Below are 26,323 nucleotides of genomic sequence, written 5' to 3'. Positions count from 1 at the left end.
TGTCACCCTTCTGTCGGTTCGGTCGCCAACGGAGGGTGCTTAACAACGGACTCAACGATGTCTTCGACCCCGTAAGATGCTTTCCAACCCAGTTCTTCGCGAATTTTATCGACGTTGGCAGTTACTGTCGCCGCGTCCCCATCGCGTGGAGGCGCGATCTGATACTCCAGGTCAACCCCTGGAACTCTCTGGAATGCATGGACGATATCCAGAACACTACTTCCGATACCTGTGCCTACGTTATATGTATAGACCCCTGTCGCATTCGGCTGGCCAAGTGCGTCAAGGGCGACAATATGTGCATCGACAAGATCTTCTATATGCACATAATCCCGAATGCAGGTGCCGTCAGGAGTGGGATAGGCATCTCCGTAGACTGAAACCACACCGTGGCTCGTCAGCATATTGCGGATAGCAGGCATGAGGTTCGTGGTGGTGGTGTCAGCAAGTTCTGAACTCGTCGCGCCAGCGACGTTGAAATAGCGTAAAGCCACGGCGGACAGCCCCCACGCCCGTTCCGCGTTGTGGAGAGATTGCTCGTTGATGAGCTTGGTCTGGCCATAGGAGTTGATGGGATGACAGGCAGTGTTTTCGAACACTTCCGACTCGCATGGTTGTCCATACACCGAAGCGGACGAAGAGAAAACGATCTTCTGAACGGCTGAGTCTCTCATAGCACTCAACAGATTGACGAGCCCACCGATATTATTTCGAAAATACATCTCGGGTTGCTCGACGGACTCGTTGACAGCCTTCTTCGCCGCAAAATGCACCACGGCGTCAATTTGATGGTCCGAAAGAATCTTGCTGAGCTGCTCAACAGCCTTATCGGCCGACAGATCGAGTTGATATAACGGCACATCCGAGGGCACGCGCCTCTGAAGCCCCGTGGAGAGGTCATCGACCACGGCAATATCGTAAGCTCCCAGCTCGAGAGCCCGGGAGACGAAATGGCCACCGATGTAGCCGGCCCCGCCCGTCACTAAAAGTCGCATTTCCCTCTCCTCGACTCCTTGTCCTCCATGCGGTCAAATATGGCTGTCTCTGCTGACGACATCTTATTCGCCAAAAACTTCGAGGAGGGCAACCGTCAACCTCTCTGGTTGCCCTCCCGCGTCCAAGGACGACATGCAGTTATTTATCGCGCCACTGCCCACGAGTATCAATCACATGCTTGCCCGACACGCGGTCACGCAGATCGGCGAAGACAGCGTGGTCAACAAGCAACAGGACAATATCGGCTGCTTCAACAGCGGCATCCACGCTTGCGAAGTCGACGTTGGGCAAACCCTGCAATTTCGCGGGAAGCTCGTTCACGTGGGGTTCTACCGCGAGGATCTTGGAGCTGGAAAGCTCGCGTGCCATTTGCTCAGTGATTCGCATGGCCGGCGACTCTCGCAGGTCATCGATATTGGGCTTAAAGGCAAGACCCAGCGCCGCAATGACAGGAGCTCGGCCAGTTTCTTTCTCAACGTCATAGGCTTCTGCCTTGACCTGCTTGATGACCCAATCTGGCTTCGCGTCATTAATTTCGCGAGCGTTGCGGATCAACTTCGCCGAATCCGGTGCAGCGGCGACAATGAACCAGGGGTCCACAGCAATGCAGTGCCCACCAACGCCAGGGCCGGGCTGAAGGATGTTAACCCGCGGGTGGTGGTTGGCCAGTTCAATGACTTCCCAGACGTTGATCCCCAGCTCGTCACAAATCACAGACAGCTCATTCGCGAAGGCAATGTTGACGTCACGGAAGGAGTTTTCGACCAGTTTGGACATCTCGGCCGTGCGCAAATCGGTCAAAAGTAGTTCTGCCTTGCAGAAGCTACGGTAAAGGTCGCGTGCGCGCTCAGCAGCGTGCGGTGTCGAGCCACCAACGATCCGGTCATTGGTCACCAGCTCGACCATGACCTTACCGGGCAGCACTCGTTCTGGGCAGTGAGCGAATTCCAGTGTGCCCTTGTCTTGAAGATCTGGACGGGCTTGGTGAATCACATCCGCCAAGTGTTCGGTGGCCCCGGGAGGTGAGGTTGATTCCAGAATCACCAGCTCATCGCCCTGTAGCTGAGGAGCTATATTGCGACCTGCTACTTCAATATAGGAAAGGTCCGGGGTTTTGTCATCGTGGAACGGGGTGGGTACGGCCACGATGTAGGCATCAGCTTGCGGAGTCTCTGCCGAAGCTGACAGCAGGCCCTGATCAACGGCTCGCTTGACGTAGTCCTCGAGGTCTGGCTCAACGAACGGTACAGTTCCCGAGTTAATCGCCTGAATCGTTCTTTCATTGACGTCAACGCCAAAGACTTTCACACCGTTCTCGGCCAGAATTGCAGCCGTTGGAAGGCCAATGTAGCCAAGCCCCACGACGGCCACGGTCGAAATATTCGACATAGAATTATCCCTCGATTTCTTTCGGCACTTGGTTCAGTACAGCACCGCGGTCCGTGCGGGGGCACTGTACACCCCGGGGAAGTATACCCCAGGATTTTCAATGAGGTGACAACGCAACACCTACGGTACGTACCCCGTGAGCTTCTGATACAGCTCAGTGTAGCGACTTTCGTTGGACTTCCAGGTTCTTTCCTGCAACGCCCACGACCGTCCGGCATGACCGATAGTTTGTCGTAGCGTGGGGTTATCCAAGAGATCCGTCAGGACGCGCGCCCACTCAATGTCATGCTCTGGCGGGACCAACATACCGGTCACCCCGTGATGGACCAGTTCCGACAGAGCCGGAAGATCCGAGGCGACAACGGGCTTGCCACTGGCGGAAGCCTCAACCGATTTCATCGGAGTGACGGTCCTGGTGACGGACGAATCAATACGGGGCACGACGAACACGTCTAAGGCCTGGTGATACAGTATCGACTCTTCTCGTTGCACCCGGCCGGGTGCAATCAGTCGATCACTTAGTCCCAGCTCTTCGGCCAGACGGAGCAAGCTGGGGCGGGCGGTACCATCTCCGACAAGGAGCATCCGTAGCCGAGGCCTGCTCGGGGCCAGGTGAGCAACGGCACGCACGACAGTATCGAGTCCTTCGTACGGAACCAATGAACTGACCGTCCCCACAAGTTCCAGGTCACGCGGCAGCCCCAAGGCCTCGCGCGCTTCCTGAGTGGACCGGGGTTCCTTGAGGAACTCGCCCCCGATTGCATTTGGTGTCAGGACGATGTCTGCACTATCGCGATCGAATTCTTCGAGTTTGGCTCGCATTTGCTTCCCGAGTGTCACCACGCCGTCAGCGGCCAGCACAGATTCCTGTTCCCGCTGTGTAAACAACCGGTAATACTCAGACCGGTAGGCTTCCGCACCACGTGTTGACGCCCACGTATCGGCAAGTAACCCTCGGACTTCATACACCCATGGAATATCCAAAGCTTCTGCAACGGCACGCACGGCGTTAGCGTTATTCCAATGTGAGGTGGTGTGCAACAAAGCCGGCTTAACCTTGAGGGCATGAGTGAGCAACATCTCAGCATACTGTTGCTCACGTTTTTCAGCATCAGTGTGCAGGCGCCTTGGAATCAGCCGGTGGTAGTCGATGCCATCAAGATGATTGACGGCCGGGGCTGTCAGCCCTCCGGTCACCACAGGCCATCCCATGCGAGTTGCGGCGCTCACGTTCCATCCCCGAGATTGCAAGGCTCGCAAGATGGAGTGTGATCGTTGTGCATATCCCGAACCGGTATATGGCAACGAATTAGTCAGCACGTGGAGAATGGCACCTTGTTCGGGGTGATAGTCCGGCACCCTTGCTAGTTGGGGACGCTCTCCTTGGAAGGTTCTCAACTGTGACCGGTACCCTTTGCGCTTCCAGCCTTCTTTCCCCGAGGTTTTCAGCCCTTCGACAGCAGCGGTCATGTTGCCTTTATTCCACTGGATCCGTGACCGTGCGAGGCGGTAGCCCTTGCCTCCGGGGCGCACTCTGGCCAACCCCCATTCGGCCGCCTCGGTGTCTCCACTGCTGGTGAGCAGGTTGACCAGCTCGAGAACTTTACGGGAGCCTGCACGTGCTTCCACGGCTCTACACAATTCTTCTCGTAAGCTTTCGGAGTTCCCACGTATGGCTGCCCCCAGAGCCCCGACAACATCAAGTGGTCCGCCGTGGATCTTGGACGCAACGCTGGCGACAGGCTCAGAAATCGACGTCGGCAACCGTCGCGCTACTTGCAAGGCAAATAACGCAGGGTCTTGTCCGATATGGTCTCTTGCGGTTTGGGCCGCAAGCTGGAAATTGCGAAGAAGCTGAGGGGTTCTGTTCCATGATGGTGACGCATTGGCCGTGTTCGTTGCTAAAGAGCCCTTTCGTGCCTGGAGCAGGTGACCTAGCAGCGCAGAGAGCCGGGAGGCCTCGACATCGAGAGAAATGTTGTCGGCAGCCCACCGGTGGGATGCAATATTCTGAGCAGTAGAATCTGGGTTCTTCGCAAGCTCCAGCCAATAGGAGGCCAATTGGTCGGCAGTAAGCTCGCCGAGTGGCTGATGTCCGGCAACGCGCAGTGTCTGCGCTGCCTCTCCTTGTACCAAACCGGTGATATGTTTTCCCGTTGCCAGTAATTCGTAGAGTTTGGAAGGAACAGTGTGTCTGAAGCTCTGCCAGTCTGGTCGAAGACTCACAACACATGTATCGGCCCATTGATAATGTTCGGTAGCGCGGTGCGACGGCACGGCGTCGTAAAGCTCCGCCGGTGACCCTAACGACCGGTTGGTTTTAATCAGAAGGTGTTTTTGAGTGCCCTGACCAACAAATCGCAACTGGATCCGGGAATTCTGGCGTTGTGCTAACGCGACTGCCTGCAACACTAGGGCAAGATTCTGCGATTCTCCATGATTTCCCAAATACAGGACGTGTAGCTCCCCTGGTTCGCGTGACCTCGACGGTAGCAGAGCCTCAGCTGAAACACTCACGCCATTTCGAATAGTGGCAACGTTTGTCATTCCGCGCTCTCGCAATGTCTGAGCAAATCCTTGAGTAACGGTGATGAGCAGGTCTGCCGATCGCTGAAGCCAGGTCACGACCTGTGACGCAGATTCGGAAACCACTTTTCCGCCAACATTCGCTTCGGTGAGAAGATCGGGCCATGCATCGCGCATCTCGACGACGAACGGTTTTTTCAGCAGTTTGGAGATAACGCGACCAGATACTAAATTCGGCAAGGCAGGTACGGTGGCAATCACGATGTCGACGTCGGAAAATCTTCGGGCCAAAGGAATAAACTCCGCGGCGTGTATCGTGCTCTCCAGCAGACGAGCCCACCGAGAGTGCTTCGTGCGGTGGGTCACCCCAGTTCGAATAATGCGTTCTCCTGCTGGTCCCAGTTCTTCACTCGGGTGATCAGCAACTCCCTGAGTCAGAACAGCTACCTCGCACCCAAAACCTCGTAAGAACTTGATGAAGTTCTGCCACCGTCGCTGTGGTGGAGTTTGCTCAGGCCAATACGAATGCGTGACGAGGAGAATTTTCACCGGCTCGGGATTGCTAGCAGTCATCAAACACATTCCATAGAGCATCGAATAGTTGCGGCGTGCGCGGGAACCAGGCGTCGAGTCACACTATCCCTGTACCCCGGATTCCACAGCAGACGGTTCTGGCGGGTTCGCTGGGGAAGTCGATTCTGGTTGGTTGCTACCGTCGGGATTTTGTTCTGCGTCGTATTCTTCTAAGAACTCATCCATGGTGCCAGAGCGTAACGCCTCTCGCATGCGATCAGTGGCGGCCTCGTCTTGTCGCACAATCGCTGCCCCGCCTGAGGTGATATCGGCGCCAGCATTCGGAATTGTGAACATCTTAATATCGGAGGAGCGAATGTTAGACATCGACAGCCCGTAGTTCAGCATAGTTTCGGCATCAAGGCCGTCGTCTACCGACAGATACGGGCTCAGGGTCGTAATGACATCGCTGAGTGTTCCTGGATTTGTCAAAACATCGCGTGCCAAGAGTTGATCCACCAGACCTTCGAGGAACAGCTGTTGGTTTTTTACACGCTGGTAATCACCATCGTTGAACGCGTGGCGTTCCCGTACAAACCGCAACGCATCGGTGCCGGAAACTTTGATTTTGCCCTCGGGGAAGAACGAGGGGTTTCGGATACCCGATGAAAATGCCTGTTCGTTGTCGACTTCCACACCGCCAAGCGCTTCGGTGACATCACGGAATCCTTCAAAGTCGATAATGGCAATGTGATCGATGTCCGAGCCGACGAGTCCTTCCACAGTGTCAACGACCAGAGGGAACCCCCCTTCTTCATATGCACCGTTGATCTTGCCCATGCCATACCCTGGGATCTCGACCCATAAGTCGCGCATGATGGACATCACATACACTTCTTCGTGACCATCCGGTATGTGCACAAACATGATCGTGTCTGTGCGCGCGCCATCTTCGCCGGCTTCTTTATCTTCCGGTCGTTGGTCACTACCCAGCAAGAGCAAATTCAGTTCGCCATCATCCATTACCGGTCGAGTGGTATCAATACCACTATCGATGGTCTGAGTTCGCTCATTGACGTTCGAAATAAGTGTACGCGCGTACACCGAAGTACTGGCGACGACGGACACCACAATCAAAACCACAGCGACGATGACGGAGAAGATAATGCCATGAGGGCGGGTGGCGACTCGACTAACGCGCCGGGGCGCATAGATCCGAGAGGACTCAGCCATACGGCGTCCTTCCTTTCATCTCTGCTGTGGTAGTGCAACAGGTAAGCGTTAACAACAAGCCAGCAACGAGCCCGTGAAGTCTACGTGGAGTCTTCGCGATACCGTACGCTGATAACGTCATAGTGGGTAACAATCTACTCCGAGTATCGTATATCAGAAATCCGAATCTACCCATTTCCAAGTTACCGTTGCGTTGTGCGTGGCTTTCGTTGACACCTCGGACAGTAATACGAGGACCGATTCATGAACTTATCACGGCGAATAAGAGTGTCGTACCCTTCGGCTAGGCAACGACGACAATACGTGCCCTCCTGATGGTAGGCGTTTAACGAGCGATCAAAATACCCAGATTCGCCGTTGACGTTGACATAAAGAGCGTCGAAACTCGTTCCGCCTTCTTTCAGGGCCTGTTCCATAACCTTCTGTACACACTGATAAAGCGTTCGCACTTGTTTGCGGCTCAACCGGTTACATGGCCGGTTATAGTGTATTTTTGCCCGCCACAGCGCTTCATCCGCATAGATATTTCCGATACCGGAAACCAGGTTCTGATCCAGAAGCGCCCGTTTAATTGCGGTCTGCTTCTTGCTCAGCACCTGATAGATGTGGTCTACGTCAAAATGGTTATCCAAAGGGTCTCGTCCGATATGAGTCACCGTCGTCGGGATCAGCTCATCGGGCTCATCCGCGGTGGGAACAAGTCGATCAAGATAGAGACCTCCGAAGATCCGTTGATCCACGAACCGTAACTCAGTCGGTGCCTGTCCGTGACCGGATGCACTGTCCAAGCGCAATCTGATGCGCAGATGGTGAGGAGCCGGTGCGCTGTGATGACTCAACAAGATCTGCCCGCTCATCCCCAGATGGACGACTAGCGCTGTCGGAGATTTCTGCTCGGTTGGGGAATGGTGTAACGGAATCCACAGATACTTGCCTCGCCGTTGAGGTTGCTCGAGCTCCGCCTGACGCAACGAGGTCACGAAGTCAATCGGACCTTGCCGGTGCCGTCGAACTGACCTTGGATCAAGCACCTCAACGTCAAGGACCTGTTGGTTCGTGATCCAGCGCGATAGCCCCCGCCGCACCACTTCAACTTCCGGAAGTTCAGGCATTCTGGGCAATGTCTTTCTGCAGGGCGTCGTATCCGTCCCACGCAGCCAGCCGTTCGGCCTCCTTTTTGCTACCGGCTTGGCCTACACCGTATTTTTTCTCGGCAACATAGAGTTCTGCGGTGAACTCTCGTGCGTGGTCGGGACCTCGCGAGCTGAGTCGATACTCGACGGGCGCCAAACTTGCCGAGTCGGCCTCCATCTGGACCAGAGTCTTCCAGTCGCGACCGATGCCCATCACGTAGTCGTCATCAAGAAGAGGAATGACATAACGGTGAACCAAACCTCGGGCAGCCTGGTGTCCTTCTTCCAGGTAAGTTGCTCCAATCAAGGCTTCCATGGTGTCCGCAAGGATGGAGTCCTTATCTGCGCCCCCGGTGCGAGTTTCACCTTCACCGAGCAAAATGTGTTGCCCAACCCCAATGCTTCGCCCAACTCGTGCTAAGGCCACCGTGGAGACAATCGATGATCTCTTTTTGGCAAGTTGTGACTCATCCTCATCAGGGAATGCACGGTAAAGATGATCGGTCACAATAATCTGCAGGACTGCGTCGCCGAGAAATTCTAGACGTTCGTTCGTCGGCAACCCACCCTTCTCAAAGGCATAAGAACGGTGGGTTAATGCAAGACGAAGCATCTCGGAGCCTAGGTGGACTCCGAGATGCTTCGTAAGATCTTCAGTCATCAAAGACTAAATATCGGCGACTTTGCGGCCCTTGTACTCGTAGAAGAGCGGGGTACCAGCAGAGTCGGTCACAACGTTAGCCTGGTGTGGCATACGGTAGGTTACTTTGCCGTTTTCAACGGTCTTAACAAGCTCAGGCGCCTGGGCCTTCCACTGCGAACGACGCATGCGGGTGTTGGCGCGAGACTTTTTTCCCTTAGGAACAGCCATGGTTATCTCTCTTCTGGTTCTTGGGTCTGGGTCTGGTTATCTATTGTAGCGTCAGCATCAGTTTGTTCCGCTGATGATAACGCCGCGAGTGCAGCCCACCGTGGGTCAAGCTGCTCATGGTGGTGATCCTCATCGACTTCGTCAAGACGTACGCCACATTGATCGCACAGGCCCTGACAGTCAGGTTTGCATACCGGTTTGAAAGGAAAAGCAGACAACACTGCGTCAATGACTGGTAGCCCAATATCAATCGCATCATTGACGATCAGACGTTGCTCTTCCGGATCAAGTTCCGGATCTGGCACGTACTGGTACAGCTCGCTAATGCTCACGTTCAGGTCCTGCGACAAAGGGTCCAGGCAACGTGAGCACTCACCACGAAGTTCCGCGTTGACGTCCCCGGAAACCAAAATTCCTTCGTGCAAGGAATCCATCCTGAGATCCAACTCGATCACAGAGCCCGGCTCTACTCGGGCTATAGGCGTTTCCATTCCCTCGGGTGCCACGACCTGTCGTTGAACCGGTTCAGAAGATCCAGCAACACCGTTGAGGTTCTTAACGTTCAAAACCCACGCAGAGTCAGAGGGCACGAAAGCACCAGCCACAGAATTCTTTTCTAGGTTCGCCATGCTTATCGGACCTCCTATCACCGTCTCATGGGTAAATCAGGACCCTCGTTACTGAGGACATCTCTTATTGGTAGCCATCTCAGAGCGATTCTTCCCCTGAAGAACAACCACCGAGCCAAACCTACAGAATACACCGTGAAATCTCGATACCAAAATTAGGCCATAAGCTTTAGAGCGGAGGAAAGCATCTGGTACGGCTTGGGTTCACGCAATAGACGGTGTCCTATGGCTTTTGCCGCTATTATGCCTTTCTTCTCTATTTTCCGTATGGCTTCCCGTCACATTGAAGGTACAATCGCTCATGCTCACCGAGTGAAACACACACCTTGAAGAAATACCGAATGAAACGGACCGCAAAATGAACTCCACGACCCAGCGCAACGCAATCTTATCTCGGGGGATGCCAGAACGCCGGTACCTCCCGGAACTACACGGCATCAGAGGTCTCGCTCTCGCTGGTGTGGTCCTCTTTCATCTCTTTGGGGCCGGCAGGATTTCCGGGGGCATTGATATCTTCCTTGCTGTTTCGGGGTTCCTCTCCACCGGAATGCTTTTGCGAGAAGCCACCGCCAAGGTGGGCGCATCAATCTCTGGAACTACTTCGGACGCTTATTCCGACGCATTTTCGTCCCTGCCGCATTGGTCGCCTTGATCACCCTTGGTGTGGGATTGTTGGTGATGCCGGCAACCGGTCATCGCCAATTGTGGGCTGAAGCTCGAGCCTCGCTACTTTATTTCGAAAATTTCGAGCTGATCAACTCCCAGCTGGCGTACGGAGCCGCCGGGCCCGAGACCTCCCCGTTTCAGCATTTCTGGTCGTTAGCCGTCCAAGGTCAGTTCTATCTCATCTGGCCTCTCATCACGGTCATCGCAGTCTTGGTAGCGCGAGCAATCAGGAGCTCGGCCCCACTCGTTCTCGCCATTATCTCGACGCTTATCTTCCTCGCATCGTTTACCTACGCCATCTACGTTGGGAGTTACAACCAAGCCGAGGCCTACCTGATGACTGAGACCAGAGCCTGGCAACTAGCCTTCGGGGCTCTCCTGGCCTTGTTCATCAGCACGTTGCGTTTGCCCCGCATGCTTCGGCCCGTTGGGAGTTGGGTGGGTGTCGCCCTGATCGTCTCCTGTGGGTTCGTCCTTGACGGTGCGCAACTGTTTCCTGGTCCGTGGGCTCTTTGGCCACTACTCGGGCTCGTTCTCGTTCTGATCTCCGCCGGACCTGACGGAGGCAACCACGACCCTTCGTACACGGCAACTCGACTATTGTCGTCCCGTCCCTTTGGCTGGGTCGCCGACCACGCCTATGCCCTCTACCTCTGGCACTGGCCACTACTGTTCTACTACCTGCAGATACGAGATCGCGAAGCTGTTGGGATACGAGGTGCCACCCTCATTCTCCTCGCGTCCTTATTCCTGGCAATGCTCACGCACCGGTTCGTGGAACGGCCCCTACAGCATCACGGCGGAAAACCACAGTCCCACGGCCTGTTGCGTAATAAGCCCACAGTGCTTACCGGTGCTGCCAGTCTCGTCACGCTGGCCGTATTGACCACCCAACTTGCACCATCCCGCGCCGACCTAGACCAAGCCTTCGGTGACCTCGACCCAGCTGTCTACCCCGGTGCCGCGGTCGAGCTTCAAGATGAGGAACCTCCCGACGCAGACGTGTTTCCACAGCCCGAAGACGCCGCGGACTACCGAGCCGCATACCATTTCAGGAATTGCACGCAAAAAATGGGAAACAACCCAGGAACAGACGAGGTCCTTGTCTGCGACGACGAGGAAGCACCTGAGTCGCCGACTGCGACCGTGGTGCTGGCCGGAGGATCACACGCCGGACACTTGGAAGACGCCTTTAAAACCTTGGCCCGCAAGTATGACTGGGAAGTTCTCATCGTCCTAAAACCAGGCTGCGTATTCAGCGGATCTGCGAATCAACCGGGAGATATGTGCACCGCATGGAACAACAACTTCATCGGCTGGCTCAACAACAACGACGTTGACCTTGTCGTCGCCCCCGGAACCCGCCACGAGGCCGAGGAAGATCGGGAAAACATCCCTGACCGAGCTGAGGAGTGGTGGGAGCGAATCACCGCAACGGATACGGAGCTTCTTTTGATTCGGGGGACACCACGTTCTGAACACGATCTTCCATCTTGTTTGGCCGAAGGCGGAAGCCCTCATGAGTGTGGGCCCTCAGCCCTAGCACTGCACCAACCGAACCCCCTGAACAGCATCGAACTACCTGACGGCGTTCAGCACATCGACCTCACCGATGCGGTGTGCCCGGCCATTCACGATGAATCGGCATCACGGTGCGACGCTGTTGTCGGGAATATTCTTGTGACTTTCGATAGCAACCACCTCACTCGCCCGTTCTCCCAATCGCTCGCACCCGTCATCGAAGAACAAATGCAAGACACCTTCCCTCACCTGCTCCGATAAAACGCTGAGCAACGACGCTGGTGAGGTTAGAATACTCGGTGGCTTTAATAAACCACCTTGCAGTACCAGTTCCGGAGCCGTATCGGCGATCTATACGAGGGCCTGCGGATCTACGAGACCCCAGCACGGCCATGTCCGATATCAATCAGCATCTCAATGGAGGGATGAGTTGAGCGAGAGCTACCAGAGTGTCAAGAACTTTATCCGAGCTCAGATTCTCGAACCGGGACTTTCTGTGAACTCGCTGGAGAAAATCAATCCGGCACCGGACCAGATTGAAAATGAATTCATCTCATTGGGCTGGCGCTTCGAAGACATTCCGGGGGAAACCTCAAAGTTTCCCAAACGTCGCATTATGTCACCCAACGACCGCCTCAGGCTTCTGATGCGCAAATCGCTGGTGTACCGTCACCCCGAGAGTGTTAACGCCATCTGTCGCAGTAAAGATCTCACCCGACAGTATCTGGAGAATAACGGCGTTCAGGTCCCTCGCGGTCAAGCCTTCGATCATGACGAAATGCCTCGGGCCTGTGAGTTAATCCAGAGCGCACCTGGTCCCTTTGTGGTCAAACCCTCGGATGCCGCCGGCTCACATGGTGTGAGCCTTGGAGTTGAGACACTGGAGCAACTCGAAAAAGCCTGGAATGAGGCTCTAACCCACGCACGTGAAGGCTCAAAGATCCTCGTCGAAGAATTCGTTGCAGGTATGGATGTGCGCGCCTACGTGACCGGAGATACTGTGGTGGCCGCCGCGGCACGGCTTCAGCCGTTCGTGGTCGGCGACGGGAAGTCCAACCTCGTCGAGCTCATAAAGGCGTCTCGACAGCGCTTGAAGAACCACGCCTATTGGAAGAGAAACCCTGCCACGGCACGGTGGAAATTCCTCGAGGCTCGTGGCTATCGCAAGACTTCCGTCCCGGCCCGAGACGAGATTGTCATCATCAATCCGTATATCGTGCTTCGGTACGGGTCGAGCATCGTTGACATTACCGACATCATCCATCCAGGGATCAAGCAGATAGCTGTCAAAGCAGCACACAGCATTCCTGAGTTAGAGGTCGCCGGCATTGATCTCCTCGTGACAGACATCAACGACCCCACCACTGCCCGAGTACTCGAGGTCAACACCGCCCCGGGGCCCAGCATGCACAAGTTTGCGACTTACGGGAAGACTCGCGATGTCGAACTAGATGTCGTGGCCTACTTTCATTCCCAATTTCTGGACACCTTGGATCCCAAGGAACGGCGTCAATTCGAGTCAAAATTGGCACGCGACAAGCGCTATGCCTTGTTGAAGAAAAAGGTTAGGGGCGTGGTCTCGCGTCTGCGTCGCGGACGTGACTCGCATTCGAAGCGCGGTCGCTAGGCAGTGGACTTATCAACTGCTTCGGTCGCGTCTTAGCGACCGAATTGTTCGGAGAGCCCCTGGGCGACAGCATGGGGAACAAATTCGGAGATGTCTCCACCCAAACTGGCGATTTCCTTCACCAGCGTGGACGAGACATGCTGGTACCGGGCATCGGCAGGCAGGAACACAGTTTCTACCCCGGAAAGGTGGCGGTTAAAGGTCGCCATCGGAGTTTCGTATTCCACGTCCGTGGGATTACGAATGCCCTTGACCAGCGCATTCGCCCCTTGCTGGCGGCAGACCTCGGCGATCAGCCCGGTCTCCATCGGCACCACCGAGACACCGCTGAGTGATGAGACGGTTTGCTCAATCATGTCCAGACGTTGCTCGAGACTGAACAGGTACTTCTTCTGCGGGTTGGTGGATACCGCAATGACAACCTCGTCGAAGATGAAGGTTGCGCGCGCAATGATCTCGATATGGCCTTTATGGACTGGGTCAAAGGAGCCGGGGCATACTGCACGTTGCATATCTCGAACTTACTATGGATCTATGGACAACGCACAAGACCCAACAGTCATCCCGCAATCCAGCGTCACCGAATTTCCTCCCGGCCCATGGCAAGCCGTAGCTACCGGTGCCGGCTTACTCACCGACGGTGTACCGGCTCCCACGATCTTTGAGGAGATGACCACGGCCGCACGTGAGTATGAGGCGGTCAATCTGGGGCAAGGGTTCCCTGATCAAGACGGACCAGAGTTTATCCGCGCCCGTGCCGGGGAGATCATCGCCGCAGGTAGCGCCACCTACCCCGGGGCTAACCAGTACGCTGCCGGTACCGGGTTTGAGTCATTACGGCAAGCGCTAGCTAACTATTACCGTCGTAGCACCGAGGTGGAGTGGGATCCTGCCTCAAATATTCTGGTGACCACCGGGGCGACGGAAGCTCTGGCCGCTAGCATTCTGGCCTTCGTGAACCCCGGAGACGAAGTCATCACCTTTGAGCCCTCATATGACTCCTACGGCGCCATCATCGGTCTGGCGGGAGCCCGCGATGTTCCGGTTCCCCTGCACGCCCCCGATTTTCAGCCCAGCCCAGAGGCATTAGAACAGGCCATCACCGATGCGACACGGATGGTCATCCTCAATACGCCGCATAACCCGTCAGGTCGCTCAGTCGATGCCGCCACGCTGGCGCAGATCGTGGAGATCTGTGCCCGGCACAATGTGTGGTTGCTCTCCGATGAGGTCTACGAAACGCTGATGTACACCGGTGAACACCGCTCGGCTGCTATCTACGCCCACGGTGCCCAGGGATACTCCAAAATCATCACCGTGTCGTCTGCAGGAAAAATGCTCTCGTTGACCGGCTGGAAGGTCGGGTGGCTGTTGGCCGATGCACCGGTGGTCTCCGCTATTCGCGCGGTCAAACAGTTTCTGACGTATTCTTCGGGTCCGGCATACCAAATGGCCGTTGCGGAGGCCCTGGATGCTCCGGACCGACTGGATCCCTTCCTCGCATCCCAACGCGCCGAATTTGGTGCCCAACGCGACCGGTTGGTGACCGCGCTCCGCTCGGCTGGACTGGATCCGGTCGTACCGGATGCCGGCTATTTTGTGGTGGTCGATCTGGCTCCGCTGGGTGTCACCGATGCAGCCACCGCGGCTCGCGAGCTGGTCAAGGATCCGGGTATTGCTGGCATCCCGGTGTCGTCATTCTGTTCCACCGACAACGCGCTCAAGCGGTTCGGGTCTTGGATGCGGCTGGCCTTCTGCAAGTCTCCAACGGTGATGGACCAGGCGCTACAGCGGCTCGAACGCCTGCCTGATGGCCGGTGACGCGGCGATAGTCTGGTGGTCGATCGCTAGTCCCGGGGTACTTTTCGCACGTAGAACACCGCCGATTCTCCGTAGGTTCTGGTGTCGATGATCTCGGTGGCGGCCGGAAAGCGCGGGGGCTGCGAGCGCGCCGACCGTTCCAAGACCAGCAGTCCGTCGACCACCAGGGCCGGAAAGATCAGAGCCAGCACCTGATCGAGCTTCTCGCCTTCGATCGGGTACGGCGGGTCGGCTAGGGCCAGGTCAAAATCTCCGTGCGCGTTCTTCTCCCCCGCCAGCCGGGTGGCTAGCAAGGGCAAGAATTTTTCCACGGTGGCCTGACGCACCGTGATGACCTTCCGGGACCCACCCAAGGCCCGGTTGACGGCTTGGGCATTGTCTCGTGCCACGGCGACAGCCTGGCGGTGGTTGTCAACCGAGATGACCTGTTGGGCTCCCCGGGAGGCAGCTTCGGCACCCAAAGCACCTGAGCCAGCAAACAGGTCCAAGACCCGGGTGTTGTCCAACCAACCTTTGGTCTCCAACCAGGAGAACACCGCTTCTTTGGTCCGGGCGGCGCTGGGGCGGGTGTGGTCACCGGCCAGGGTTTTCAGACGCAACCCGCCGGCGGCCCCGGCGATAATTCGGTTCACAGGTGGCTCCTCCCCGGTGACGGTGGCTAGTTCTTGACCAGGTACGCCGATCCCTCGGCGTGCTCATCATCCCAGACGTCTACCGCGTGTGCCAAGGCCGGGTGGTGTTCCAGAGTGGGGTCACGCTCCAGGGTGGGGGCAATCCAGTTGTTAGCGGCCACGATCAAGTCCTCGTCACGGATCACCCGCAACACGCGCAGGCGAGAGGAGTAGCCGTGTTGGCTTGCTCCAAGGACATCGCCTTCGCCACGTTGTTCGACATCGGCCCGGGCGATCTCGAAACCGTCTTGGGTTTCGGCCAGCACCGCGAGCCGATCCAGGGAGGGATGGTGATCCGGCAATCGGGTTGCCAAAAAACACCGGGCGGCAGCGCGACCACGTCCCACCCGTCCGCGGAGTTGGTGCAGGGTGGAGAGTCCGAAGGACTCGGCATCAAGGATGGCCATGACCGTGGCGTTGGGAATGTCAACCCCGACTTCAATCACGGTAGTCGAGACCAGCACGTCAATCTCCCCGGCGACCAGCTGTTGCATCACCGCTCGCTGGGTGTCGGCGTCCTGTCGGCCGTGCACCATACCGAAGCGCACCTGCTGGCGGTCAAAGACCGAGACCTGCGGAAGCTTGTGCACCATCTCGGTCACACTGGCCGCATGTGCGGGGTCGGCCAGTTCCGTACTGGCTGGTTGCTCGGCGGGGTCCGGCGGATCGATTTTGGGGCAGACGATAAAGGCTTGATGTCCGGCAGCGACCTCTTCGGCGATAATTTCCCAGACTCTGCCAATAATCTGAGGGCCGTGGGCCATCCGTGCCACATGAGTTTCAACCGGTTGCCGGCCCGAGGGTAATCCGTGGAGCAACGTGATGTTCAGATCACCGAAGACGGTCATCGCCACCGAGCGTGGGATGGGCGTGGCGGTCATGACCAGCATGTGGGCCCCGGGGTGGTCTTCACGCAACGTCTCGCGCTGGTCTACTCCGAAGCGGTGTTGCTCATCGATGACAATCAGTCCCAGCTCAGCAAAGGAGACCTGGTCAGAAAACAGTGCGTGGGTGCCAATCACGATGCCGGCTTGGCCGGAGGCGATCTTGAGCAACGCCTGTTTTGTCTGCGCGGTCGTCATCGACCCGGTCAACAGGACAACTTCGGTAGCTGGGCCGGTGTAGGAGCTCAATTGCCCGGCGGTGGCCAGCGGGCCCAGCGTCGTCGTGATGGATTGATAGTGCTGGGTGGCCAACACCTCGGTTGGGGCCACTAGCACGGCTTGGGCTCCCGAGTCCACCACCTGGGCCATGGCCCGCAGAGCCACCAGGGTTTTCCCCGAGCCGACTTCGCCTTGGAGCAGACGCGACATGGCGGTGGTGGAGTTCAGCTCGGCGGCTAGCTGGTCGCCGGCTTCGCGCTGTCCGGCAGTGAGGCTAAACGGCAGGTGCTCATCCAATGCGGTCCGGATTCCGTGCTTACGCACCGGGTAGGCGGTTGCCGTCCGGTCGGTGCCGTATGCGGTCCGACGTTGGGCCAGCAGGGTTTGGAGGATGACCGCTTCTTGGAGCGCAAACCGGCGACGGGCGCGGTGAGCCTCGTCGATGGTCTCGGGCCGATGAATCATGGTGTACGCCTCCCCCAGGTGGGGCAGGTTGCCTTGGGTCACCAGCAACTCGGCGGGAACAGGATCTTCGATGACATCCCAATTGATGGCGTCCAACACCATCTCGATGCAGGTGCGAATCGTCCAGGTCGGTAGCTTGGCCGTGGCGGGATAGACCGGCACCGGGGCTAAATCGGCGGCGGTGAGGGTCGCGTTGGCGGTGTCCACATCCTCGTAGCCGGTCGACAGGATTGAGAATTCCGGGTTATTCAGGGTCAGCTGGTGGCGGTACAGGCTGGTTTTGCCGTGGAAGATAGCGTGCGCTCCAGCGCTGAGGCGTTTCAGCGCGTCCCAGCCATTGAAAAATGCCATCGACATCATCGAATCATCGGCTTGGTCGGTGACCACCACCTCGACAATGAAGCCTTTGCGCGAGCGCATCTGGCGTTTGGTCACCGACAGGACTTTGGCCACGACGGTGACGTGTTCCCCGACCGGCAACGAGGAAATGGGGGTCAGTTCACCACGTTCGATCCAGCGGCGCGGAAAGTAATCCAGCAGGGCCCCGGTGGTGGTAATGTTCAGTTCGGTCGCGATCCGGCCGGCGGTCTGGGGGCCCAGCAGTCGATCCAGTCCCAGGTGGAGCGGGTGGTTAATGCTGGTGGTCGTCATGGGTGTGACAGTGTTCGTCGTCGATCTCGTGCAGTGCGGTGATGGTGAGGTTTTCGGGCTCTCCCACTCTCCGGATGAGGTCCAGGGCCTGTTCCGATTCTGGGACGTGGACGTGTAGCCGCCAGCGCACGGTGCCGGCTTGGTCTTCGGACATGGTCATCGGCGACATGATCACCGAGTCGCCGATCTCATCCAGACCAAAGCGCAAGGTCGCTGCATCCAGGGGGGTTAGCTCCAGCGAGCACATCACTTCGAAGCCTTCCTCGACGTCCATGTCTTGGTGCACGTGTGGGTATTGCGGGTGGAAACCATTGAGCGAGTCTAAGATATCGGGGTCGAGGCGCTGGCCTCGCACGGAGGCGCGTAACGCGTCCAGGACCAGTAGCAGTCCCATTCCTCCGGCATCTACCACGTGAGCTTTGGTGAGTTCATGGAGCTGGTGCTCGGTCTCCACGGCCGATCGCCAGGCTGCCTCAACCACGCTGTTGACCACGACTTCCAGGGTTTTGCGAGAATGCCGGCGGTCCTCTTCGGCATAGTTCAGTTCCTGCAGACCGGTCTGTGCGGCCTGGGTGGCGGCCTCGAGGACCGAGAGCATGGTGCCTTCTTGAGGGTCTGATAACGCGGCCCACGCAGCGGTGCGGGCTCGTTGGAGGCCGGCAAGGAATAACGGTGCGCTCAGTCGGCTGGCACCGTCCAGAGGTGGGGCCATCGCATTGATAATCACCGCAATCAGCGTGCCAGAATTGCCGTGGGCATGATCCAAGGCGGCCCGTCCGGCCACGCCCAGGCAGTCACCGACGGTCATGGTGGCTTGCTGGTCGTCGCTGAGGCTTTCCACATGGGCCATCAACGCTACCCGGGAGGCGGAGATGGTGGCATACATATTGGAGCCGGTATCCCCATCGGCGACGGGAAAAATATTAATGGCGTTCAGCCGATCACTGGCGTTACCCAGGGCTGATTCAGAGAGTTTGAGCCAGCGCAATACGTCACGGATGGCATGAGACGTCGTCTGCACCTGCGTGGTGAAACTCTCTGTGCTCATGCCCTGATTCCGTTCGTGGTGACAACATCGCTCAGCGCTGGTCATCGGCCCGGTCTTTCTCCGGCGATTCCATGCGTCTTTACCCTATCGATTCATGGGCCTAATTGCTATGCGAACACTCAATATTGGCTGGAATGGTCCACTCGTGGCATACGCTGGAGATTATGTTTGGTCATGATCATCACCTGCGACATCGCGTTGCGATGTGGGGCTTGCTCGCCGGTGCGCTGAGCGTTGTTGCTACCGGGTGCAGTGCCACGGTGGCCGGTATTGAGGTGGCCGAGGATGCCACCAACCCGGAATGCGCTGAAGCCATGGTGGCGCTGCCCGATGAAGTTGCCGGCCAGGAACGTCGTCGGACTGACTCCCAATCAACTGCCGCCTGGGGAGACCCCGCCACTGTGATCTTTCGGTGTGGTGTGCCGGTCCCCGGCCCCACCACCGAACATTGTGTGGAAGCCAACGGCGTCGATTGGATTACCCAAGAAGAAGACCAAGCCTGGCGTCTGACCACCTACGGGCGGGACCCGGCCATGGAGGTAGTCTTCACCGCCGATGCGGTGGCCTCCTCCTCGGTCATGGTGGACCTGGCCGATGCGGTCTCACGCGTTGAGTCCTTCGGGCAATGCACCACCTCGGATGTGGAGACCGTGGAACCAATACCCGAGACCAGCCCGCTGGAACAGCAGTAACCAGTAGCGGCCACCAGTGCCGACGGTGTTCGTCCCCTTCCTGCCTAGCCCTGCGCCGTCAGTGACCGCGGCGTCCAAGGTTCAGGCCGTGGGTGATCAGGTGCTCGATCAGGCTGGAGTAGTTCACTCCCGAGTGTTCCCACATTTGCGGATACATCGAGATGGGAGTGAAACCGGGCATGGTGTTGATCTCGTTGATCACAAAGTGCCCGTCGTGGGTGTAGAAGAAATCCACCCGGGAGAGCCCGCGGGCATCGACGGCATCAAAACCGCGCACCGCAAGCTGACGGATCTCGCGGATAGCCTCATCGCTGAGGTCGGCCGGACACTGCAGTTGCGCGGCGGATTGGTCTTGGTATTTGGCGGAGAAATCATAAAACGGCAGGTGTTCGTCATCGCCCACCACTGAGATTTCGCCGGGATAGGAGGCAATTGATCCTTTGTCTGGCCCCAGATCCAGCACCGCGCATTCGATTTCGCGACCGTCGATGCCAACCTCGACCAGTACCTTGGTGTCAAAGGTGCGAGCCTGTTGGATTGCTGGTTCCAGCTGCTCGGGTGCGTCCACGCGGGAAATCCCCAGCGAGGAACCACCGCGGGCGGGTTTGACGAATACCGGTAGCGGGAGCCGACCCACTCGTTGTAGCACCGCCTCACGCTCGGTCTGCCATTGGCGTTCGGTGATAGTGACCCAGTCACCGACGTCCAACCCGGCATGAACGAAGGCAATCTTCATGAAGTGCTTATCCATACCCACCGCCGAAGACAACACGCCGGTACCGACATAGGGCACCCCGACAGTCTCACAGTAGCCCTGCAGGCTACCGTCCTCTCCCCCGGGTCCGTGCAACAGCGGGAAGACAATATCGACGTGTTCCAGCACCTCGCCGTCGTCGTTGCGCAAGGTAACCGGATCCCCGGCCACCAGGTGCACCGGCTGATCGGGTTCGGGCACCCGAGGCAACCGGGAGCCCAGGGCCGATTGGCCGGCAGAGGTCTCATCGCTGTCGTCGTTGACTAATGTCCCCACACTCCAGGGGGCACCGTGCTGGTGGGCGGTCCCTAGTCGATTCCAGTAGCCCTGGGAGGTGATCCCGACCGGGATGGGGCGGAACTTCTGCGGATCCATAGCATTGAGCACCCCGACTGCAGAAACGATGGAGACCGGATGTTCTGGTGAAATACCACCAAAGAGCACCAGCACGTTGAGGGGTTGTTCCCCGGTGGAATACTGTGCGGTGTCGACAGGCAGTGGTGTGCTCATAACCGCGCCTCCGGTTTCAAATCTCGTCCCAGCAGTAATGTTGAAATATCGGAAATGCTGATCTGGCCGTTGACCACAGCGTTCATCGCCTCAGAAATCGGCATTTCCACCCCGGCTGAGTGGGCCAGGGCCACCACCGCAGACACGGATTTCACCGATTCGGCGGTTTGCTCCATCCGGTCGATGACTTCTTGGGTCGACAGCCCTTGCCCGTAGAGTCGTCCGGCGGTGCGGTTGCGGGACAACGGTGAGGCACAGGTGGCCACCAGGTCACCGAGCCCGGCCAGTCCGGCCAGGGTATCGGGGTTGCCCCCTACGGCAGTGGCCAGGCGGGTGGTTTCGGTCAGTCCGCGCGTAATAATGGATGCTTTGGAGTTATCTCCCAGCCCCTGGCCATCGCAGAGCCCCACCGCCAGGGCGATAATATTTTTGACCACGCCACCAATTTCGACACCGGTGACGTCAGTATTGCGATAGGGCCGGAAGTATTTGGAATTACACAACGCCACCACCCAGTCGGCGACCGATTCTTCACGACAGGCCACCACGGTGGCGGTGGGTTCTTCATGGGCGATTTCCATAGCCAGGTTCGGGCCGGAGACCACGACAAAGCGTTCGGGTCCAAGCTGTAGTTCGGACTGACACAGTTCCCACATCGACGATTGGCTATCCCGTTCCAGGCCCTTGACCAAAGAGACGATCACGGTCTCGGACCCGATGTTCTCGGTGAGGTCAGAAAGCACACCGCGCACCTGCTGCGCCGGAACAGCTAGGACCACCAGGTCGGCGGTCCTGACTGCCTCGACGGCGTCGGTGGTGGCGGTAATGGATGCAGGAAGCACAATATCGGAGAGGTATTGGCTATTGCGGTGGGAGAGGTTGATATCGTCGGCGACTTCCTGACGACGCGCCCAGAGCCGGACGGTAACCTCTTCACCCCGCTCTTCGGCAGCATCGGCGAGAACTTTCGCAAAGGTTGTCCCCCACGAGCCTGAGCCCAAAATGGCAACCGTGACTGCCTGGGTGGACCGAAGGGGGTGCAAACGTGCGGTATCAGCCGTCATCGGTTCGCCTTTCTGAGTGCTGCGGTGCCGGTCCGTTCCTGGGGCGCGGTGCTCGCGCGTGCTTGAGCGCCTGATCCGGACCTTCATAGCGTTGCCTGGAGGGGTTCCACAGCTGGTTTGTCGGCGGGTTCTTCCCGCGAAGTGGCGCGACCAGGTCGGTCACGGCCGTCATCATCCGCCAGGTGGTGTCATGCAACACAGTGCTATTCAGTGTCGTATCGCGCAGGTCGGAGAGGTCCAGGGGTTTTCCGACGTTGATCTGGTGGATGGTGCGCGGCCACATTTTCGGCTTGGTGGCCCGTTTCGGCAACATCCTGTGCAGTCCCCATTGACCCACCGGCACCACCGGAGCACCGGTCTTCAACGCCAAACGTGCCACCCCGGTTTTGCCCTGCATCGGCCAATAATCCGGGTCCGTGGTAATCGTCCCCTCGGGATAGATGATCACCACGCCCCCTTCGCCAATGACTTCGGACGCCACCCGCAGAGATTCTTGCCCGCGACCACCGCGGTCGACCGGAATCTGTTTCAACCCATTCAGCGCAGTTTTCAGCCCAGGGATCCCAAACAGTTCTTTCTTGGCCATGAAGTGCGGTAGCTTGCCGTGGTTATACAGCATGTGCCCCAGGGCCACCGGGTCAATCTGCGAGATATGGTTGGCGACGACAATACAGCCACCATCCGGAAGGTTATCGGTCCCGGTCCATTTCTTGCCGTAGGCCATATTCACCAGCGGGCGCACGATATTGGCGGCCACGGCGAACTGTAGCCGCTCTGCAAACGGTTCACTCACGCTGAGACTCGGTCTTCCGTGCTCGACAACTCAACATCGGCGCCGAGACCATCCAACTTGGTCATGAATTTCTCATAACCGCGGTTGATGATTTCTAGCCCGGTGGCCTGCGAGGTGCCCTGGGCTGCGAGGGCGGCGAGCAGGTGAGAGAATCCGCCACGGAGATCTGGAATATCGAACTTCGCACCGTGCAACTGGGTGGGGCCCGAGATCACCGCAGAGTGTAAGAAGTTGCGTTGCCCGAAACGGCAGGGCACTGAACCCAAGCACTCTCGGTGCAACTGAATCGAGGCGCCCATCCGCACCAGCGCGTCAGTGAATCCGAAACGGTTTTCGTAGACGGTCTCGTGCACAATGGACACGCCGGAGGCTTGGGTCAGGGCCACGACCAAAGGTTGTTGCCAGTCGGTCATAAACCCTGGGTGCACATCGGTTTCCAGCACCAACGGCTTGAGATCTCCGCCGTTGCGCCAAAACCGAATGCCGGTGTCGCTGACCTCAAATTCACCTCCGATTTTGCGGTAGACGTTCAAGAACGCGGTCAAATCGCGTTGCATGGCGCCTTCGACGAAAATGTCGCCGGTGGTCACCAGGGCAGCCGAGGCCCAGGAAGCGGCCTCATTGCGGTCATAGATGGCAAAGTGGTTATAACCGCCCAGTTCCGAAACCCCTTCAATCCGGATGGTGCGGTCGGTTTGGACGGTAATAATCGCGCCCATCTTCTGTAGGACGTGAATCAGATCGTGAATCTCTGGTTCCACGGCAGCGCCCTTGAGCTCGGTGATCCCTTCAGCTTTCACCGCGGTGAGCAATACCTGCTCGGTGGCTCCGACTGAGGGGTACGGCAGTTCCAGCTTGGCGCCTTTGAGGCCTTTGGGGGCCCGGATATGAATACCCGAGGGTAATTTATCCACCACGGCGCCGAAACTCCGTAGCACGGTGAGATGAAAGTCAATGGGACGATCACCGATCTGGCACCCGCCCAGATCCGGGATAAAGGCTTCACCGACCGAGTGCATCAAGGGGCCGCAGAATAGGATCGGAATCCGGGAATCACCGGCGAACGCATCGATCTCCGAATTGGCTGCGGTGGTGGTATCAGAGGGGTTGAGGTAGACTTCGCCGGACTCTTTATTCCACTCCACGACAACACCATGGAGCTTCAACAGCCCGATCACGATCTCGACGTCCTTAATTTCCGGGACGTTGCGGATAATGGATGGTTTAGACCCCAACAGTGCAGCGACCATGGCTTTGGGCACCAGGTTCTTTGCACCGCGTACCGAAACTGTTCCTGTCAGGGGCTTGCCCCCATTGATTGTTAGTAGCTTCGACATCTACGTCTAAATCCTCCAAGATCCCACCGCTGCGGCCACCTGTCATCGTGACGGCGGGACGTCACCATGGCTTGTATGGGAAAAACTGTTATGTGGTCCGAAAACTAGTCTAAGTGATCATGACCGAAACGATGAGCGCTTCGCCGGGAGCGTGGTGGGTTTAAACCCGGGGCGACGTTTTTCAAAATCGGCGATAGCCTTTTCGTGGCGCAGAGTAATGCCAATGTCGTCCAGCCCCTCCATGAGCCTCCACCGCGTGTAGTCGTCTATGTCGAAGTGTGTCGTTAGCCCCCCGCAAGAGACCACCCGGTGTGCCAAATCCACGCTGACGGCAGTGCCCGGATGATTCTCCAGCTCTTTCCAGATCAACTCAACATCACTGTGGTTCACAACACCAGCCACCAGACCTTGTTTGCCGGCGTTGGAGCGGAAAATATCGCCGAAACGCGCCGAGAGGATCACTTTAAATCCGTAGTCCCGCAGTGCCCAGACGGCGTGCTCGCGGGAGGAACCGGTCCCGAAATCCGGTCCGGCCACCAGCACACTGCCGTGGCTGTAGGCAGGCTGGTTGAGTACGAAGTCCTCGTCCTGGCGCCACCGTTCAAACAGCGCGTCGTCGAAACCGGTCTTACTGATTCGTTTCAGATACATGGCCGGCAGGATTTGATCGGTATCGACGTTGGAGGCCTTCAGCGGCACGCCGACCCCGGTGTGGGTCACAAACTTTTCCATGAGCTGTCCTCTCTGTTCCCGCTATTCAGCCGCGGTCTCGCCGGCCGGTGTGGTAGCCATCACGGGCGGGGCCAGTCCTAAATCTGCCGGTGATGACAAGGTGCCACGCACTGCGGTGGCAGCGGCCACCACCGGAGACACCAGGTGCGTGCGTCCGCCCCGACCTTGTCTCCCCTCAAAGTTGCGATTCGAGGTTGAAGCGCAACGTTCTCCGGGGGCAAGCTGGTCAGGGTTCATCCCCAAACACATCGAGCATCCAGCAAATCGCCATTCGGCTCCGAAATCTCGGAAGATCTGGTCCAATCCTTCGGCTTCGGCTTGCAGGCGGACCTGCATCGAGCCGGGTACCACCAGCATCGTGACGTTCTCGGCTTTGCGCTGTCCCTGGATGATCTGGGCCGCTGCACGCAAATCTTCAATTCGGGCATTGGTGCAGGACCCGAGGAACACGGTGTCAACGGCGATGTCCTTCATCTTCGTGCCCGGGGTGAGGTCCATGTATTCCAAGGCCCGAACCGCCGAGTCATGCTCGACCGGGTCATCAAAGGAGTCGGGATCGGGCACCTCAGCGTTCAATGGCACGCCCTGTCCCGGATTGGTCCCCCACGTCACGAAGGGCTCGAGTTCATGGGCGTCAATGAAGACCTCCCGATCGAAGACGGCCCCCTCATCGGTGTGCAATGTCTGCCAATAGGCCATCGCCTCATCCCACTGGTGCCCCTGCGGAGCGTGTGGACGACCCTTGAGATACCTGAAAGTGGTCTCATCGGGGGCGATCATCCCGGCTCGGGCTCCGGCCTCGATGGACATGTTGCAGATGGTCATCCGGGCTTCCATGGATAGCGACCGAATGGCCGATCCGCGGTATTCCAGCACATACCCGGCTCCCCCTCCGGTGCCGATCTTGGCGATGACCGCCAGAATAATGTCTTTGGAGGACACCCCGGGCCGCAAGGTGCCTTCAACATTGATGGCCATGGTTTTAAATGGTTGCATTGACAGGGTCTGGGTGGCCATGACGTGTTCGACCTCCGAGGTGCCGATACCAAAAGCCAGCGCCCCCATCGCACCGTGGGTCGAGGTGTGGGAGTCACCACACACCACCGTCATACCCGGCTGGGTCAAGCCCAGCTGGGGTCCCACCACGTGAACAATGCCTTGGTCGTCATCCCCCAGCGAGTGCAAACGGATGCCGAAATCCTGCACATTATCACGCAGGGTACTGACCTGAAGCCGGGAGGTGGGCTCCTGGATCATGGCGTTGATATCCCGGGTGGGCACATTGTGATCTTCGGTGCCAATAGTCAGATCGGGCCGGCGCACCGCGCGGTTGGCCATGCGCAACCCTTCGAAGGCCTGTGGGGAGGTGACCTCATGAATCATGTGGAGGTCGATATAAAGCAGGTCCGGGGTCTGCACATCGCCCTGCGTTTCGCCGGGCACGACCACATGGTCCTGCCAGACCTTCTCCGCTAACGTCCGAGGCGCGTTCTCGGTCATGGTTCCCTGCTCCTTGATGCTCGAGGTGAATCGCGACTGGCGATGACCACCGATAACTTGCCCTCAGACTGGCACCAC

General features: G+C 57.9%; 23 protein-coding genes. 5 read left to right on the top strand and 18 right to left on the bottom strand.

Annotated elements, in window-relative coordinates:
• Positions 1 to 2 precede the first annotated feature (2 nt).
• From galE to DCC27_RS02050, 8 genes are all read right to left on the bottom strand, one after another.
• Positions 3 to 995, bottom strand: coding sequence for a UDP-glucose 4-epimerase GalE (gene galE / locus DCC27_RS02085; RefSeq protein WP_110099469.1), 993 nt, complete (start codon positions 993 to 995; stop codon positions 3 to 5).
• A gap of 139 nt (positions 996 to 1,134) precedes the next feature.
• Entirely contained in the window at positions 1,135 to 2,385 is a 1,251-nt protein-coding gene (wecC, locus tag DCC27_RS02080; protein ID WP_110099468.1) for a UDP-N-acetyl-D-mannosamine dehydrogenase, read from the bottom strand.
• Positions 2,386 to 2,505: 120 nt separating this feature from the next.
• Entirely contained in the window at positions 2,506 to 5,484 is a 2,979-nt protein-coding gene (locus tag DCC27_RS02075) for a glycosyltransferase (protein WP_158278428.1), read from the bottom strand.
• A 63-nt stretch (positions 5,485 to 5,547) separates the two neighbouring features.
• Positions 5,548 to 6,657: an LCP family protein gene (locus tag DCC27_RS02070; RefSeq protein ID WP_110099466.1), complete on the bottom strand. Its 1,110-nt coding sequence runs from the start codon at positions 6,655 to 6,657 to the stop codon at positions 5,548 to 5,550.
• Positions 6,658 to 6,839: 182 nt separating this feature from the next.
• Complete coding sequence (gene mutM, locus DCC27_RS02065) at positions 6,840 to 7,769, bottom strand: bifunctional DNA-formamidopyrimidine glycosylase/DNA-(apurinic or apyrimidinic site) lyase (RefSeq protein ID WP_110100341.1); 930 nt, start codon at positions 7,767 to 7,769, stop codon at positions 6,840 to 6,842.
• The gene (gene rnc, locus DCC27_RS02060) at positions 7,762 to 8,451 is read right to left on the bottom strand and encodes a ribonuclease III (protein WP_110099464.1); all 690 of its coding nucleotides are present in this window, start codon (positions 8,449 to 8,451) and stop codon (positions 7,762 to 7,764) included. The genes mutM and rnc overlap by 8 nt, the downstream gene beginning before the upstream one ends.
• Before the next feature lie 6 nt (positions 8,452 to 8,457).
• The gene (rpmF, locus tag DCC27_RS02055) at positions 8,458 to 8,661 is read right to left on the bottom strand and encodes a 50S ribosomal protein L32 (protein ID WP_110099463.1); all 204 of its coding nucleotides are present in this window, start codon (positions 8,659 to 8,661) and stop codon (positions 8,458 to 8,460) included.
• A 2-nt stretch (positions 8,662 to 8,663) separates the two neighbouring features.
• Positions 8,664 to 9,290, bottom strand: coding sequence for a DUF177 domain-containing protein (locus DCC27_RS02050; RefSeq protein ID WP_110100339.1), 627 nt, complete (start codon positions 9,288 to 9,290; stop codon positions 8,664 to 8,666).
• Between the two features lie 358 nt (positions 9,291 to 9,648).
• Between DCC27_RS02050 and DCC27_RS02045 the strand changes: the two genes are divergently transcribed.
• The 3 genes from DCC27_RS02045 to DCC27_RS02035 all read left to right on the top strand — a co-directional run bounded on the left by DCC27_RS02045 (position 9,649) and on the right by DCC27_RS02035 (position 13,104).
• Positions 9,649 to 9,942, top strand: coding sequence for a hypothetical protein (locus tag DCC27_RS02045; RefSeq protein ID WP_110099461.1), 294 nt, complete (start codon positions 9,649 to 9,651; stop codon positions 9,940 to 9,942).
• Positions 9,873 to 11,738, top strand: a complete 1,866-nt coding sequence (locus DCC27_RS02040; protein WP_110100338.1) for an acyltransferase family protein — start codon at positions 9,873 to 9,875, stop codon at positions 11,736 to 11,738. The genes DCC27_RS02045 and DCC27_RS02040 overlap by 70 nt, the downstream gene beginning before the upstream one ends.
• A 169-nt stretch (positions 11,739 to 11,907) precedes the next feature.
• Complete coding sequence (locus DCC27_RS02035; RefSeq protein ID WP_110100337.1) at positions 11,908 to 13,104, top strand: hypothetical protein; 1,197 nt, start codon at positions 11,908 to 11,910, stop codon at positions 13,102 to 13,104.
• Positions 13,105 to 13,136: 32 nt separating this feature from the next.
• Here DCC27_RS02035 and coaD read toward each other — a convergent pair whose 3' ends face one another.
• Positions 13,137 to 13,616, bottom strand: a complete 480-nt coding sequence (gene coaD, locus DCC27_RS02030) for a pantetheine-phosphate adenylyltransferase (RefSeq protein ID WP_110100336.1) — start codon at positions 13,614 to 13,616, stop codon at positions 13,137 to 13,139.
• A 22-nt stretch (positions 13,617 to 13,638) separates the two neighbouring features.
• Between coaD and DCC27_RS02025 the strand changes: the two genes are divergently transcribed.
• Positions 13,639 to 14,925 (top strand): aminotransferase class I/II-fold pyridoxal phosphate-dependent enzyme, encoded by a 1,287-nt coding sequence (locus tag DCC27_RS02025; protein WP_110100335.1) that lies wholly within the window; start codon positions 13,639 to 13,641, stop codon positions 14,923 to 14,925.
• A 26-nt stretch (positions 14,926 to 14,951) separates the two neighbouring features.
• On the opposite strand, the gene DCC27_RS02020 is transcribed toward DCC27_RS02025, so the two are convergent.
• From DCC27_RS02020 to DCC27_RS02010, 3 genes are read right to left on the bottom strand one after another with little or no spacing between them, the layout of a single operon-like run.
• Positions 14,952 to 15,557 (bottom strand): RsmD family RNA methyltransferase, encoded by a 606-nt coding sequence (locus tag DCC27_RS02020; RefSeq protein WP_110100334.1) that lies wholly within the window; start codon positions 15,555 to 15,557, stop codon positions 14,952 to 14,954.
• A 26-nt stretch (positions 15,558 to 15,583) separates the two neighbouring features.
• Complete coding sequence (locus tag DCC27_RS02015; protein WP_208392077.1) at positions 15,584 to 17,815, bottom strand: ATP-dependent DNA helicase RecG; 2,232 nt, start codon at positions 17,813 to 17,815, stop codon at positions 15,584 to 15,586.
• On the bottom strand, positions 17,796 to 18,863 hold the full coding sequence (locus tag DCC27_RS02010; protein WP_110099455.1) for a DAK2 domain-containing protein: 1,068 nt from the start codon (positions 18,861 to 18,863) through the stop codon (positions 17,796 to 17,798). The genes DCC27_RS02015 and DCC27_RS02010 overlap by 20 nt, the downstream gene beginning before the upstream one ends.
• A gap of 164 nt (positions 18,864 to 19,027) precedes the next feature.
• On the opposite strand from DCC27_RS02010, the gene DCC27_RS02005 reads away from it, so the two are divergent.
• A complete protein-coding gene (locus tag DCC27_RS02005; protein ID WP_233242773.1) occupies positions 19,028 to 19,555 on the top strand; it encodes a DUF3515 domain-containing protein in 528 nt (175 codons plus the stop codon).
• 58 nt (positions 19,556 to 19,613) lie between these two features.
• On the opposite strand, the gene DCC27_RS02000 is transcribed toward DCC27_RS02005, so the two are convergent.
• From DCC27_RS02000 to leuC, 6 genes are all read right to left on the bottom strand, one after another.
• Positions 19,614 to 20,819, bottom strand: coding sequence for a D-alanine--D-alanine ligase family protein (locus DCC27_RS02000; RefSeq protein WP_110100333.1), 1,206 nt, complete (start codon positions 20,817 to 20,819; stop codon positions 19,614 to 19,616).
• Positions 20,816 to 21,883, bottom strand: a complete 1,068-nt coding sequence (locus DCC27_RS01995; RefSeq protein ID WP_110100332.1) for an NAD(P)H-dependent glycerol-3-phosphate dehydrogenase — start codon at positions 21,881 to 21,883, stop codon at positions 20,816 to 20,818. Before DCC27_RS01995 ends, DCC27_RS02000 begins: the two co-directional genes overlap by 4 nt.
• A complete protein-coding gene (locus DCC27_RS01990; protein ID WP_233242774.1) occupies positions 21,873 to 22,676 on the bottom strand; it encodes a 1-acyl-sn-glycerol-3-phosphate acyltransferase in 804 nt (267 codons plus the stop codon). The genes DCC27_RS01995 and DCC27_RS01990 overlap by 11 nt, the downstream gene beginning before the upstream one ends.
• Entirely contained in the window at positions 22,673 to 24,013 is a 1,341-nt protein-coding gene (gene murA / locus DCC27_RS01985) for a UDP-N-acetylglucosamine 1-carboxyvinyltransferase (protein WP_110100331.1), read from the bottom strand. Before murA ends, DCC27_RS01990 begins: the two co-directional genes overlap by 4 nt.
• Positions 24,014 to 24,130: 117 nt before the next feature.
• Positions 24,131 to 24,745, bottom strand: a complete 615-nt coding sequence (leuD, locus tag DCC27_RS01980) for a 3-isopropylmalate dehydratase small subunit (RefSeq protein ID WP_110100330.1) — start codon at positions 24,743 to 24,745, stop codon at positions 24,131 to 24,133.
• A gap of 21 nt (positions 24,746 to 24,766) precedes the next feature.
• Positions 24,767 to 26,245: a 3-isopropylmalate dehydratase large subunit gene (gene leuC, locus DCC27_RS01975; RefSeq protein ID WP_110100329.1), complete on the bottom strand. Its 1,479-nt coding sequence runs from the start codon at positions 26,243 to 26,245 to the stop codon at positions 24,767 to 24,769.
• Positions 26,246 to 26,323 lie beyond the last annotated feature (78 nt).

Source organism: Auritidibacter sp. NML130574 (assembly GCF_003185725.2).
Classification (GTDB): domain Bacteria; phylum Actinomycetota; class Actinomycetes; order Actinomycetales; family Micrococcaceae; genus Auritidibacter; species Auritidibacter ignavus.
The sequence above is the reverse complement of the archived record's forward strand: the minus strand, read 5'-3'. Positions and strand labels throughout refer to the sequence as shown.

Bases quoted from the DNA above. Each gene is read 5' to 3' on its own strand.
- leuD (WP_110100330.1), bottom strand. From the start codon at position 24,745: ATGGAAAAGTTTGTGACCCACACCGGGGTCGGCGTGCCGCTGAAGGCC.
- DCC27_RS02015 (WP_208392077.1), bottom strand. From the start codon at position 17,815: ATGACGACCACCAGCATTAACCACCCGCTCCACCTGGGACTGGATCGA.
- galE (WP_110099469.1), bottom strand. From the start codon at position 995: ATGCGACTTTTAGTGACGGGCGGGGCCGGCTACATCGGTGGCCATTTC.
- DCC27_RS02050 (WP_110100339.1), bottom strand. From the start codon at position 9,290: ATGGCGAACCTAGAAAAGAATTCTGTGGCTGGTGCTTTCGTGCCCTCT.
- DCC27_RS02000 (WP_110100333.1), bottom strand. From the start codon at position 20,819: ATGAGCACACCACTGCCTGTCGACACCGCACAGTATTCCACCGGGGAA.
- DCC27_RS01995 (WP_110100332.1), bottom strand. From the start codon at position 21,883: ATGACGGCTGATACCGCACGTTTGCACCCCCTTCGGTCCACCCAGGCA.
- DCC27_RS02005 (WP_233242773.1), top strand. From the start codon at position 19,028: ATGTTTGGTCATGATCATCACCTGCGACATCGCGTTGCGATGTGGGGC.
- rnc (WP_110099464.1), bottom strand. From the start codon at position 8,451: ATGACTGAAGATCTTACGAAGCATCTCGGAGTCCACCTAGGCTCCGAG.
- coaD (WP_110100336.1), bottom strand. From the start codon at position 13,616: ATGCAACGTGCAGTATGCCCCGGCTCCTTTGACCCAGTCCATAAAGGC.
- mutM (WP_110100341.1), bottom strand. From the start codon at position 7,769: ATGCCTGAACTTCCGGAAGTTGAAGTGGTGCGGCGGGGGCTATCGCGC.
- leuC (WP_110100329.1), bottom strand. From the start codon at position 26,245: ATGACCGAGAACGCGCCTCGGACGTTAGCGGAGAAGGTCTGGCAGGAC.
- DCC27_RS02070 (WP_110099466.1), bottom strand. From the start codon at position 6,657: ATGGCTGAGTCCTCTCGGATCTATGCGCCCCGGCGCGTTAGTCGAGTC.
- wecC (WP_110099468.1), bottom strand. From the start codon at position 2,385: ATGTCGAATATTTCGACCGTGGCCGTCGTGGGGCTTGGCTACATTGGC.
- murA (WP_110100331.1), bottom strand. From the start codon at position 24,013: ATGTCGAAGCTACTAACAATCAATGGGGGCAAGCCCCTGACAGGAACA.
- rpmF (WP_110099463.1), bottom strand. From the start codon at position 8,661: ATGGCTGTTCCTAAGGGAAAAAAGTCTCGCGCCAACACCCGCATGCGT.
- DCC27_RS02010 (WP_110099455.1), bottom strand. From the start codon at position 18,863: ATGAGCACAGAGAGTTTCACCACGCAGGTGCAGACGACGTCTCATGCC.
- DCC27_RS02025 (WP_110100335.1), top strand. From the start codon at position 13,639: ATGGACAACGCACAAGACCCAACAGTCATCCCGCAATCCAGCGTCACC.
- DCC27_RS02045 (WP_110099461.1), top strand. From the start codon at position 9,649: ATGAACTCCACGACCCAGCGCAACGCAATCTTATCTCGGGGGATGCCA.
- DCC27_RS02075 (WP_158278428.1), bottom strand. From the start codon at position 5,484: ATGACTGCTAGCAATCCCGAGCCGGTGAAAATTCTCCTCGTCACGCAT.